10 protein-coding genes and 2 pseudogenes are annotated in these 10,937 nt (G+C 64.3%); 5 read left to right on the plus strand and 7 right to left on the minus strand.

What is annotated here, in order from left to right; all coding sequences use genetic code 11:
- Nucleotides 1-37: 37 nt before the first annotated feature.
- Complete coding sequence (locus tag F6X59_RS19280) at nt 38-1,555, plus strand: MDR family MFS transporter (protein ID WP_152957614.1); 1,518 nt, start codon at nt 38-40, stop codon at nt 1,553-1,555.
- Between the two features lie 64 nt (nt 1,556-1,619).
- On the opposite strand, the gene ttdB is transcribed toward F6X59_RS19280, so the two are convergent.
- The 3 genes from ttdB to F6X59_RS19295 are packed head-to-tail and all read right to left on the minus strand — an operon-like array spanning nt 1,620 to nt 4,502.
- Entirely contained in the window at nt 1,620-2,228 is a 609-nt protein-coding gene (gene ttdB, locus F6X59_RS19285) for a L(+)-tartrate dehydratase subunit beta (protein ID WP_346652107.1), read from the minus strand.
- Between the two features lie 8 nt (nt 2,229-2,236).
- On the minus strand, nt 2,237-3,145 hold the full coding sequence (ttdA, locus tag F6X59_RS19290; protein ID WP_346651959.1) for a L(+)-tartrate dehydratase subunit alpha: 909 nt from the start codon (nt 3,143-3,145) through the stop codon (nt 2,237-2,239).
- 10 nt (nt 3,146-3,155) lie between these two features.
- Nucleotides 3,156-4,502 (minus strand): dicarboxylate/amino acid:cation symporter, encoded by a 1,347-nt coding sequence (locus F6X59_RS19295; protein ID WP_152957615.1) that lies wholly within the window; start codon nt 4,500-4,502, stop codon nt 3,156-3,158.
- A 281-nt stretch (nt 4,503-4,783) separates the two neighbouring features.
- On the opposite strand from F6X59_RS19295, the gene F6X59_RS19300 reads away from it, so the two are divergent.
- Complete coding sequence (locus F6X59_RS19300) at nt 4,784-5,260, plus strand: YMGG-like glycine zipper-containing protein (protein ID WP_152957616.1); 477 nt, start codon at nt 4,784-4,786, stop codon at nt 5,258-5,260.
- Here the strand turns inward: F6X59_RS19300 and F6X59_RS19305 are convergent.
- On the minus strand, nt 5,250-5,591 hold the full coding sequence (locus F6X59_RS19305; RefSeq protein WP_152957617.1) for a cupin domain-containing protein: 342 nt from the start codon (nt 5,589-5,591) through the stop codon (nt 5,250-5,252). The genes F6X59_RS19300 and F6X59_RS19305 overlap by 11 nt on opposite strands.
- 62 nt (nt 5,592-5,653) lie before the next feature.
- Nucleotides 5,654-6,478: pseudogene (locus F6X59_RS19310) on the minus strand (amidohydrolase); the annotation flags it as partial.
- A gap of 146 nt (nt 6,479-6,624) precedes the next feature.
- Here F6X59_RS19310 and F6X59_RS19315 point away from each other — a divergent pair.
- Nucleotides 6,625-7,578: a LysR family transcriptional regulator gene (locus F6X59_RS19315; RefSeq protein ID WP_152957619.1), complete on the plus strand. Its 954-nt coding sequence runs from the start codon at nt 6,625-6,627 to the stop codon at nt 7,576-7,578.
- A gap of 102 nt (nt 7,579-7,680) precedes the next feature.
- Nucleotides 7,681-8,382: a DUF3053 domain-containing protein gene (locus F6X59_RS19320; protein ID WP_152957620.1), complete on the plus strand. Its 702-nt coding sequence runs from the start codon at nt 7,681-7,683 to the stop codon at nt 8,380-8,382.
- 163 nt (nt 8,383-8,545) lie between these two features.
- Here F6X59_RS19320 and F6X59_RS19325 read toward each other — a convergent pair whose 3' ends face one another.
- Together F6X59_RS19325 and F6X59_RS19330 are read right to left on the minus strand one after the other, a co-directional pair.
- A complete protein-coding gene (locus F6X59_RS19325; RefSeq protein ID WP_152957621.1) occupies nt 8,546-9,805 on the minus strand; it encodes a sensor histidine kinase KdpD in 1,260 nt (419 codons plus the stop codon).
- Nucleotides 9,802-10,494, minus strand: a complete 693-nt coding sequence (locus F6X59_RS19330) for a response regulator transcription factor (protein ID WP_152957622.1) — start codon at nt 10,492-10,494, stop codon at nt 9,802-9,804. Before F6X59_RS19330 ends, F6X59_RS19325 begins: the two co-directional genes overlap by 4 nt.
- A gap of 178 nt (nt 10,495-10,672) precedes the next feature.
- Here F6X59_RS19330 and F6X59_RS19335 point away from each other — a divergent pair.
- Nucleotides 10,673-10,937 (plus strand): annotated as a pseudogene (locus tag F6X59_RS19335) (outer membrane assembly protein); the annotation flags it as partial.

A 10,937-nucleotide genomic window follows, 5' to 3' on the forward strand; every position in this document is an offset into this window, starting at 1 on the left:
GGACGCTCAATCGCACTCACCGGCTCAAGGCAACCGCATGCAACCTACCGCTGCTGACGCGCCCTCCTGCGCACAGGTCGAACCACGCACCCAGGCCTCCATCCCGCTGTTGCTCGGCGCCCTGATGCTGGTGATGTTCCTCGCGGCACTGGACCAGACCATCGTCTCCACCGCGCTGCCGACCATCGTCAGCGACCTTGGCGGGCTGCGCTGGCTGTCCTGGGTGGTCACCGCCTATTTGCTGGCCTCAACCGTGGTCGTGCCGCTGTATGGCAAGTTTGGCGACCTCTACGGCCGCAAGCGCGTCCTGCAGATCGCCATTGCCTTGTTCCTGCTCGGCTCGGCACTGTGCGGGCTGGCCCAGGACATGACCCAGCTGATCCTGTTCCGCACGCTGCAGGGCCTGGGCGGTGGTGGCCTGATGGTGGTGGCCATGGCGGCCATCGGCGACGTCATTCCGCCCGCCGAACGCGGCCGCTACCAAGGCCTGTTCGGCGGTGTGTTTGGCCTGGCCACCGTGGTTGGCCCGCTGATTGGCGGGTTCCTGGTCGAACACCTGTCATGGCACTGGATTTTCTTCATCAACCTGCCGCTGGGCCTGCTGGCCGTCGTGGTGATCGGCAGCGTGTTCCGCCCGCACGTGGCCCCGGTCAAGCATGTGGTCGACTACATTGGCGCGTTCTTCCTCACCATCACCCTGGGTGCGCTGGTGCTGATCACCAGCCTGGGCGGCAGCTTGCTGCCCTGGGCCTCGCTGGATGTGCTGTGCCTGGCGCTGTTCGCCGTCATCGGCCTGGTCGGTTTCGTGTTCGAACAACGCCGCGCGGTGGAACCGATCATGCCACTGCACCTGTTCCGCCACCGCACCTTCGTGCTGGCTGGGTTGATCGGGCTGATCGTCGGTGTGTCGCTGTTCGGTTCGGTGACGTTCCTGCCGCTGTACATGCAGGTGGTGAAAGACGCCTCGCCCACCAGCGCCGGCCTGCAGATGCTGCCGTTGATGGGGGGGTTGCTGGTGGTGTCGGCGATTACCGGGCGGCTGATCAGCCGCTGGGGGCGCTACCGGGTGTTCCCGATTGTCGGCACGCTGCTGCAGGTGGTCGCCCTGGGGCTGCTCAGCCGCCTGGAACTGGACACACCGATGTGGCGGATGAACCTGTACATGGGGCTGCTGGGGGCAGGCCTGGGCATGGTGATGCAGGTACTGATCCTGGCGGTGCAGAACAGTGTCGAGCGGCGGCTCATGGGTGTGGCGACGTCAGGGGCGACGCTGTTCCGGTCGATTGGCGGTTCGGTGGGGGTTTCGGTGTTCGGCGCGTTGTTTTCCCATGCCCTGCTCGATGGCCTGCCGAGTGATTTCGCAGCCAGCAGTGGCGGTGCCGCGAGCCTTTCGCCGACGGCGGTACATGCCTTGGCGGCGCCTCAGCAGCAGGCCTATCTGCAAGCGTTCTCCGGGGCCATGCATGGGGTGTTCCTGCTGGCGGCGGTGATTACCTGTGTGGCCTTTGCCTTGTCTTGGCTGTTGCGAGAGGTGCCATTGCGTACTGCCCATTGAGCCTTGCACTGCCTGTACCGCCCTCTCCACGGGTTTACCCGCGAGAGGCCAGTACAGGTGAGACTTATTTGATGAACCGCACCTGGCTGTTGATCTTCTCGATCACCGCGCCCTTGCGCTCATTGAAACGGGCCTTGTTCTGCTCGAACAGGTTATTGCCCTTGGTGTCGATGGAGATGATCAGCGGCCCGAACTCGCGCACGCGGTTCACCCACAGGGTTTCTGGCATGCCCAGGTCCTGCCATTCGGCGCGTTCGATCTCTTCGACCTGAGTGGCCGCCAGTACCGCGCAGCCGCCAGGGAACACAGCATGCACGGCCTTGTTCTCCAGGCAGCCGGTGGTGGTCTCCGGCCCCATGCCGCCCTTGCCGACGATCAGCTTCACACCGGTCTGTTCGATGAACTGCTTCTCGAACTTCTCCATGCGCATGCTGGTGGTCGGGCCGATCGAAACCATTTCAAAGCTGCCGTCTTCCTTCTTCTTGACGATAGGGCCTGCGTGGAAAATCGCGCCGCCACGCAGATCAACCGGCAGCTCGCGCCCCAGCTCGATGAGCCGGCGGTGAGCCACGTCACGACAGGTCACCAGCTGGCCGGTGAGGTAGACCACATCGCCGACATTGAGGCCGGCCAGGTCGTCATCGCTGATGGGGGTGCTGATGATCTTTTTCACTGGACTGTTCACAGGATCACGCCTTCATGGGAGAGGATGTCATAGGTCAGGTCGGCATTGATGCGGATCTTGCCGCGACGGTGTGCCCAGCAGCCGGTCGATACGGCAACACCAATGGTCGAAGGGTGGCGCGCCGAGGACTCGATGTTCACGCCCATCACGCTGCTGTTGCCGGTCAGCCCCTGCGGGCCGATGCCGATTTCGTTCAGGCCCTCCTCCAGCAGCTTTTCCATCATCGCCGCGCTTTCATTGGGGTGGCTGGAGTCCACTTCACGCAGGATGGCCTTTTTCGACAGGCGTGCCGCTGTCTCCACCGAGGTCGATACCCCTACCCCCACCAGCAGCGGCGGGCAGGCGTTGACGCCGCGGGAGGTGATGACATCGAAGACGAACTCGGTCACGCCCTCGTAGCCCTGCCCAGGCATCAGCACCTTGGCCGAGCCCGGCAAGGTGCAGCCGCCACCGGCCATGTACACGTCGACGATGGCGTAGTCGGCATCGGGGATGATTTCCCAGTCCAGCCACGGGATCTTCGAGCCGGTATTGGTGCCGGTGTTCTTCTCGATGAAGGTTTCCACCGCGTTGTGGCGCAACGGCCCATGGACGGTGGCTTCCTGGGTGGCGTTTTCGAGGATGCCTTCCATCTCACCCAGCAGCGGGAAGCGCGCGCCGGCCGAGATGAAATACTGGATCACCCCGGTGTCCTGGCAGCTGGGGCGGTTCAGCTTGTCGGCATAGTCCTGGTTGTCGGCCATCGAGTCGTAGACGGCGATGGCCAGCGGGTTGGTTTCCGCCGCACGCAGCTTGGCTGTCTTTGCCTTTACATCCTTGGGCAGGCGCTTGCCGATATAGGCGGTGAACTTGGCCAAGGTGTCGGTCAGCGATGACACGGCATTTTCTTTTTCTACGCTATCCACGGTTATCTCCTCAGTGCATCACAAGGCTTTTTTTATCGGTTGGGGTGGCCGCTTCTGCGGCGGGGGTGGCGCTGGTTGGCGGTTCGGGCTGCGCCACGGCCTGGCCGTCGAGCACCTGGTTCATCCGTGCACTGTCCAGGGCGCCGACCCACTTGGCGATGGCCATGGTGCCCACGGCATTGCCGATGGTGTTGGTGATGGCGCGGGCTTCGGACATGAAGCGGTCGACACCGAGCAGCAGGACCATGCCGGCCACCGGAATGTTGTCCATGGTCGCCAGGGTCGCGGCCAGGGTGATGAAGCCCGAGCCGGTCACCCCCGCCGAGCCCTTGGAAGTGAGCAGCAGCACGCCGAGCACGATCAACTGGTCCATCAGCGTCAGCGGGGTGTTGGTGGCCTGGGCGATAAAGATCGCCGCCATGGTGTAGTAGATGCACTGGCCATCGGGGTTGAAGGTCAGGCCCGACGGGATCACCAGGCCGACCACCGGCTTGGACACGCCAACCTTCTCCAGCTTGTTCATCAGCTGTGGCACCACCGACTCCGAGGAGCTGGTGCCCAGTACGGTGAACAGCTCTTCGCGCAGGTACTTGAGGAACTTCCACAGGCTGAAACCCGACATCCGCGCAATGCTGCCCAGCACCAGCACCACGAACAGGAAGCAGGTCAGGTACATGGTCGCCATCAGCTTGCCCAGCGACACGATCGAACCCAGGCCGTACTTGCCGACGGTGAAAGCCATCGCACCACAGGCCGCCAGCGGCGCAACCCGCATCACCATGCCAACGATGTAGAACATGCCGTGGGAAAACGCTTCCAGCACATCCACCACCGGCTTGCCGCGCGCGCCGAGGTTGGCCAGGGCGATACCGAGCAGGGTCGAGAACAACAGGATCGGCAGGATCTCGTTCTTGGCGAAGGCATCCGTGACGCTGGCCGGGATCAGGTGCAACAGGAAATCGGTGAAACCACCGGAACCACTGGCTGCCGCGGCGGTGTAAGTGGAAATGGCCTGGGTATCGAGGGTGGCCGGGTCGACATCCATGCCCTGCCCTGGCTGCACCAGGTTGACCACGATCAGGCCGAGCACCAGGGCGAAGGTCGACAGCACCTCGAAATAGATCAGCGCCCGGGCACCGACCCGGCCCAGCTCCTTCATGTTTTCCATCTTGGCGATGCCCAGCACCACCGTGGCGAAGATGATCGGGGCGAAGACCATCTTGATCAGCTTGATGAAAGCGTCACCGAGCGGCTTCATGTCGGTACCGACCTGCGGCCAGAACACCCCCAGCACAATGCCCAGGGCCACGCCTATCAACACTTGTACGTACAGCTTGCCTATCAGTCGCTTGGCCATTGCCGTCTCCGAATTATTGTTGTGAGTCGGATGAATGTGGCGGCTGGGCCAGCTGATGCGTACAGGCAGAACGCGCTTGGGCCCAGATTGCGTGTGGTTATCACGTGGGCTAAAGGTAAGGGCTTTTCCTGGCGGCAGTAATACAATCAAATTCACGTTATTGTTTACTGCAAGTTAACAATAATGCCCTCTGCCACAGACCTGGACGGCAGGCGCCCACCGCCAGGTACCGCAGCCCAGCTATTCTGTGAGATGCAATTCCCATCCGCTGGAGGTGTGCGATGCGTGCGTTCACGTGGAGTTACCTGCTGATGCTGCTGTGCGCAGCGTCTGCAGCCCAGGCCCAGTCGGTGGTGCCGCTCAAGGGCCAGAGCAGCCAGCAGATGCAGCTGGACATCAATGACTGCAACACCGTGGCGACCAACGCTGCCAACAGCACCAGCAGCAGTTCTTCTGGCAGCCATGTCGGCGGCAGGGTCAAGGGCGCGGCGGCCGGTGCCGCAGCCGGTGCGGTTGGCGCCCAGGTGCGAGGCAACCAGCATGAAGAGGTGTATGACCGGGCCGGCGACAATGCCAAAGAGCAATACCGGCAGAACCGTGCGGGCCAAGGGGCCGCCGCCGGTGCGGCGGTAGGTGCCTCGCGGCAACGCCAGGAGCGCCGCGAAGACCGGCGCAACCAGGGCGAAGCGCAAAGCTCGGCGCATGCCAGTGCCTACAGCGGGTGCCTGCAGGGGCGTGGCTACCAGGTCAACCCTTGACGATGTCGACCGAGATTTCCACCGCCGTCACCGTGCCGCGATTTTCCAGCCAGTGCGTGGTGTTGTGGTCTTCAGGCCAGCCGACACCCGGGCCGTAGTCGGTGGCCTGGCCATTGCGGTGGTCGGTGATGGTGCCTTGCAGGATGAACACCGTGCCGGGCCGGTCCTTGTGATCATGGACTGGCCCGAACACGCCGCCCGGGGCGATGGTCACTTTGCGCATGCGCAACTGGCGGCCTGCCATGCCCTCGATTTCCGGCCCCAGATCGACCGCTGCCAGTAACTCCACCGTCACGCCACGGGTTTCGGGTGCTGCTTGTTCGTTGTTCATGGGGGTGCGCTCAGCGGGCTGTCTTCTATCAGTGAAGCGCGCTTTGCTGGTGTTTGCCTGGCGGCAAAACCAAACAGGCGCTGCGGGGTATCCCACATGACCTTGCGCCGCAGGCGGGCGTCCGGCATCAGGCGTTCGGCCAGCTTCAGCAGCGGGCCGTAGTCGACCCGTGCCTGCTGGCGGATAAACGGCCAGTCCGAGCCCCACACGCAGGCATCCGGGCCGAACGCATCGAGCAGCACCCGGACGTAGGCGTGGCTTTGCTCATACAAGCCATCGGCATCGGCGAACTTCTGCATGCCAGACAGCTTCACGCAGGCCCGCCCACTGCGGGCCAGCTGCAACAGCGACTGGAAGCCGGCCTGCTGGAGGCCGGCGGCGGCATCCGGGCGACCGCAGTGGTCGATCAACAGGCGCGCCGAGCTGTGTTCAAGCAACCACTGCAGCTCCAGCAGTTGGTCTTCGCAGACCTGCACCTGGGCGAACATGCCCAGTTCGGCGAGCTTGCCGAACAGCGGCGCGGCATCGCGCATGCTCGGCACGCCGTACAGCGCCGGGTTGAAGGCCACACCGACCACGCCCTGCTCGCGCAGCGCGGCCAGCGCATCAAGGCTGATCTGCCGCTCGACCACCGCAATCCCCTTGAAGCGCCCCTGGCCCGTCGCCAGTGCGTGCAGCAGCAGGCCATTGTCGGTGTGGTAGCCACTGTTCGGCCCCACCAGCAAGGCATGGCGCACGCCATAGGCGTCCATCACCTGGTTGAACTGGGCCAGGGTGGCGACCTCCTGGCCGGAGGGCGCATAAGGGGCGTTTGGGTGGTAAGCGAAACGTGCGGGGTCAAACAAATGGTTATGGCAGTCGATCTTGGGTTCGTCGTAGATGTTCAAGCGCGGTTCCTTCAAGCGCCACTGCGCTTGCCTGCAGATCTTGTTATTGTTCGCCGCCTGGGCGACTTGCCTGGGCTCACGATACTGCGGGCGATTGCACAACGCTCATACACAGATGGCGAAGACCATAACCGAAGGTAATAGGCATGATCCCCGCTCAGGAAAACCCGGACGGCACGACGATGGTGTTCAAGCTGCGGCACATGGAAGTGTTCCGCGCGGTGATGCTGACCGGCTCGATCAGCGCGGCAGCGAAGATGCTCTACGTGTCCCAGCCGGCGGTGAGCAAACTGATCGGCTATATCGAGGGGCGCCTGGCCTACCGACTGTTCGAGCGCATCAACAACCGCCTGGTGCCCACGGCTGAGGCGCAGGTGCTGTACCGCGAGGTCGAGCGGGTGTACCAGGCGGCCTTGCAGGTGAACGTGTGCGCCCATTCCCTGGCTACCGGTACCCATCGCACGCTGCGCATCTCGTGCAGTGCCTCGCTATCGACCGTGGTCATCCCTGCCGCGCTGGCCCAACTCAAACGCGAAGCACCGTCATTGCAGATCGAGTGGCAGACTTCGCTGATGCACGCCATGCCCAACCAGATTCTGTCGAAGACTGTCGACTTGTCGGTCGCCGCGTTGCCGGTGATCCACGACCACCTGCACTCCCAGGCCTTCATGCGCGGGCGCATGGTGGTGGTGATGCCGGCCGACCATGCCCTGGCGCAAGCGCCGTCCTTGACGCTGAAGCAACTGCAGGGCCATGCGCTGCTGCTGTTCCGCCCGGACATGCCGTTCGGCCAGCTGTTGGCCGGCCACATCGAGCGGCGCGGCCTGCAGCTGGATTCCCTGCTGTCGTTTACCAATGCCAACGAAGCTGTGGCGCTGGTCAAGCAGGGTATGGGCATCAGCGTGATCGACGAGTTTGTCGCGCAGGACAGCGGCTTGCATGTGGTGCCCTTGGTCGACGAGATCCATTTCGATATCAGCTTCGTCCACTCGCGCTTTGAGCCGCTCTCGCAGTCGGCGCTGCATTTGATGCGTGTGCTGCATGGCCAGGCGCTGAAGCTGGGGCGGGGGATCGAGGGGTTTACGCTGCCCCTGGCATGAGCCCTGCCGGCGATTGGATCCACAGCTGAAAAAGCGCTACCCTTGCCCGCCGCGCCAACCATTGCGCTGGCGCGCTTCAACCCTTTATGGAGATTCATCGACATGAACGTCTCATTCCGTCCCCAGTGGCTGCTTGCCCTCGCCCTACCCCTGGCCCTCGCCGCCTGTGGCGACAATGAACCCAAGCAGCGCGCTGCCTTCAGCGAATTCCTGCAGACCCGTATCGTCGACAAGCCCGGCGTTCACGTGCCCAAGCTGAGTGCCGATGAATCCAAGGCATTTGGCCCCTACAACGACCATTACGCGGTAATCACCAATTTCAACGGCGCCATGGATAGCGCGGTGAAACCCCTGGGCAGTCTGCTGCAGAAAGGCGCGGTGCGCTCGCTGAACGATATCACCAGCCGCCGTGACGACATCAAGGCGGTACAGACCGGCCTGAACGACATGGGCCTCCAGCTGCAGGACCAGAAGGCCAAGGCCGACAGCGCCCATGCCCAGCTCAAGCAGCCGGATGACCTCAAGGTGGTCTACGACAAGGCCTACGACCGCACCGTCAGCGTCCCGGCCGATACCTTCCTGCAAGTGCTGCCGCAGATCAACGGCACCCTCGACAGCAGCCTGAAAGTGGCCGACTACGTAGATGCACACAAGGCGCAGATCGAGATCAACGGGCCGATCGTCAAGGTCAACGACCCCAAGGTACAGGCTGAGCTGAATGCCTTGCTGCAAGACCTGACGACTCAGGCGAAGACCGTGCAGCAGGCTCAGGCGCAGCTGCAGACCGTGATGCTCGGGCGCTGATTGATGGTTTCACGCAGTAAATGTGGGAGCCGCGCTTGCCGGCGATGGGCCGCGAAGCGGCCCCACGATTTCAAGGTTGTTGCATAAATTGCCGGGGCCGCTTCGCGGCCCATCGCCGGCAAGCGCGGCTCCCACAGGGACCGAGCCAGCTTTCAGAAACTAATCAACTGAGACGCGGCAACAAGATCGCCACGCTCAAGCCCCCCGCCGCGCCCGCCTTCGCGCTGATACTGCCCTGATGCAGCCCGATGGCGCGGCGGGCGATGGCCAGGCCCAGGCCAAAACCATCGGCGCCGCTGTGCCCGCCCCGGTCGAACGGCTCGAAGATGCTCTGCAGCCGACCCGGTTCAACCCCCGGCCCCTGGTCGACGATCTGCACCTGCAACTGCTCCCCACCGCCCACCAGCAGCGCCTCGACGCGCACTTCACTACCCGGCGCGGTATAGCGCACGGCGTTGCGGATCACGTTCTCGAAGGCGCGGTACAGCAGTTCCTCATGGCCGCGGGTAACAAAAGTGCCAGCGCCCAGCAAACTGACCTGCGCCTGCTTCATGCCCGCTTCAAACCGGGCATCCTCGACAATCTGCGCCAGCACCTCGACAGCATCCAGCTCGCCATGCTCGCCATGGCTTTGCTGCGACTGCACCCGCGCCAGGGTCAGCAGTTGCTCGATCAGGTCATCCATGCGCCGCGACTCGCGCTCGATGCGCCCGAGCATTTCCTCGCGCTCGGGCTGCTGGCGCAGCAACCCGATGGCGACATGCAGGCGGGTCAGCGGTGAACGCAGTTCGTGGGAGATGTCGTGCAGCAATTGCTGCTGCGCCTCGACCAGCGCCTTGAGCTGCCCGGCCATGCGGTCGCAGTCTTCGGCCAGTTCGACGATTTCGTCGCGCCGCCGCCCCAGGCGCGGGCGCACCCGCACATCGAAGCGGCCCTGGGCCACCTGGCCCATGGCCTCGCGCAGCCAGGTCAACGGGCGGGTCAGGTAGAGGCTGCAGAGCAAGGCGAACAACGCGCTCATCAGCCCGCCGGTCAGCAACGGGCCCATGCTCCGTGGGCGCGGCGGCTCATCCAGGCGGGTGGGCACCGAAGCCCGCAGCACCAGGGCCTGGCCGCCCTCATCGAGCAGCGCCCGCTCGAACCGTGGGGTGTCAACAGCACGCCCGGCCAGCAAGTGACCGGTGCCGTCGTACAGGCCCACCTGCACCTCCGGCGGCTGCGGCGACACCTGCAGGTACTGGCGGCCGGCCTGTTCGCCATAGCGGTGCAACAGGTTCAGTTCAGTGGTCAGCATCGCTCGCAGCCCGGGGGTGTCACCGCGCAGGTCGTCGAGCATGAAGGCCCCGGCACCGACCAGGAAGGTCAGGCTATTGGCCAGCCAGAAGGCCAGGAACAGCTTCCAGAACAGGCGCCGGCGCATCATTCGACGATCAGCATGTAACCCATGCCCCGCACACTCTGGATCCAGCTGCTGCCATCGTCACGCGGGCCGAGCTTCTGGCGGATGCTGCTGATGTGCACGTCGATGCGCCGGTCGTAACGGGTCAGCGGCCGGCCCAGGGCGTTCAGCGACAGGTCCTGTTTGCTCACCAGCTGCCCGGCCTGGCGGGCCAGGGCTTCGAGCAGGCTGAACTCGGTGCCGGTCAGGTCCAGCGGTATCGGCCCCCACTGCGCCTTGCGCCGCCCCGGCCACAGGGTCAGCGCGCCACGGCCGATGGACTCCGCGCCCTGGCTTTCGGCCAGCATCTGCGGGTGCACCCGGCGCAGGATCGCCCGCAGGCGCGCCACCAGTTCACCCGGCGAGCTGGGTTTGGGTACATAGTCGTCGGCACCCAGTTCCAGGCCGGCGATGCGGTCGATGTTGTCACCCCGTGCGGTCAACAGCAGCACCGGTACCTGGCTGCGGGCACGAATGCGCCGCAGCACTTCGATGCCGGAGATGCCTGGCAGCATCACATCCAGCACCACCAGGCGGTAATGCCCGCTCAAGGCGCGCGTCTCCCCCTCCTCGCCGGTGGCCACGGCGGTGGCCTGGAAGCCCTCGCGGGCCAGGTACAGGGCGAGCATTTCGGTCAGTTCGCGGTCGTCGTCGACCAGCAGTACAGGGATCATGATGGGTCAGGTGCCAGGTTCTGCAAAAGCGCCATGATCGCCCCGTCATCACGGACCGTGGGCGAACTTTACACATCTTTACCCTCGGTTAACCGCGCCGAACATAGCCCGCCCGTATGCTCATCGCCCGCTTCCCGGCAGCCCCGTGCTGCTCTTCTACGCCCGCCTGGAACCCTCGATGAATTACCCGCGACTGTTGCTCTCCATCCTGCTGCTCAATGCCTCCATGGCCCAGGCCGCGTCGCTCAGGATCGCCGACATCCGCGTCAACGGCCTGCAGCGGGTGTCCGCCGGCAGCGTGTTCGGTGCCTTGCCGCTCAACGTCGGCGACGAAGCTGACGACCGCCGCCTGGTCGAATCGACCCGCTCGCTGTTCAAGACCGGCTTCTTCCAGGACATCCAGCTGAACCGCGATGGCAACGTCCTGATCATCAACGTGGTCG

Origin of the sequence: Pseudomonas sp. MN1F (assembly GCF_009391885.1) — a bacterium.
In the GTDB taxonomy this organism is placed as follows: Bacteria; Pseudomonadota; Gammaproteobacteria; order Pseudomonadales; family Pseudomonadaceae; genus Aquipseudomonas.

Bases quoted from the DNA above. Each gene is read 5' to 3' on its own strand.
- F6X59_RS19300 (WP_152957616.1), top strand. From the start codon at position 4,784: ATGCGTGCGTTCACGTGGAGTTACCTGCTGATGCTGCTGTGCGCAGCG.
- F6X59_RS19305 (WP_152957617.1), bottom strand. From the start codon at position 5,591: ATGAACAACGAACAAGCAGCACCCGAAACCCGTGGCGTGACGGTGGAG.
- F6X59_RS19320 (WP_152957620.1), top strand. From the start codon at position 7,681: ATGAACGTCTCATTCCGTCCCCAGTGGCTGCTTGCCCTCGCCCTACCC.
- F6X59_RS19325 (WP_152957621.1), bottom strand. From the start codon at position 9,805: ATGATGCGCCGGCGCCTGTTCTGGAAGCTGTTCCTGGCCTTCTGGCTG.
- F6X59_RS19295 (WP_152957615.1), bottom strand. From the start codon at position 4,502: ATGGCCAAGCGACTGATAGGCAAGCTGTACGTACAAGTGTTGATAGGC.
- F6X59_RS19280 (WP_152957614.1), top strand. From the start codon at position 38: ATGCAACCTACCGCTGCTGACGCGCCCTCCTGCGCACAGGTCGAACCA.
- F6X59_RS19315 (WP_152957619.1), top strand. From the start codon at position 6,625: ATGATCCCCGCTCAGGAAAACCCGGACGGCACGACGATGGTGTTCAAG.
- F6X59_RS19330 (WP_152957622.1), bottom strand. From the start codon at position 10,494: ATGATCCCTGTACTGCTGGTCGACGACGACCGCGAACTGACCGAAATG.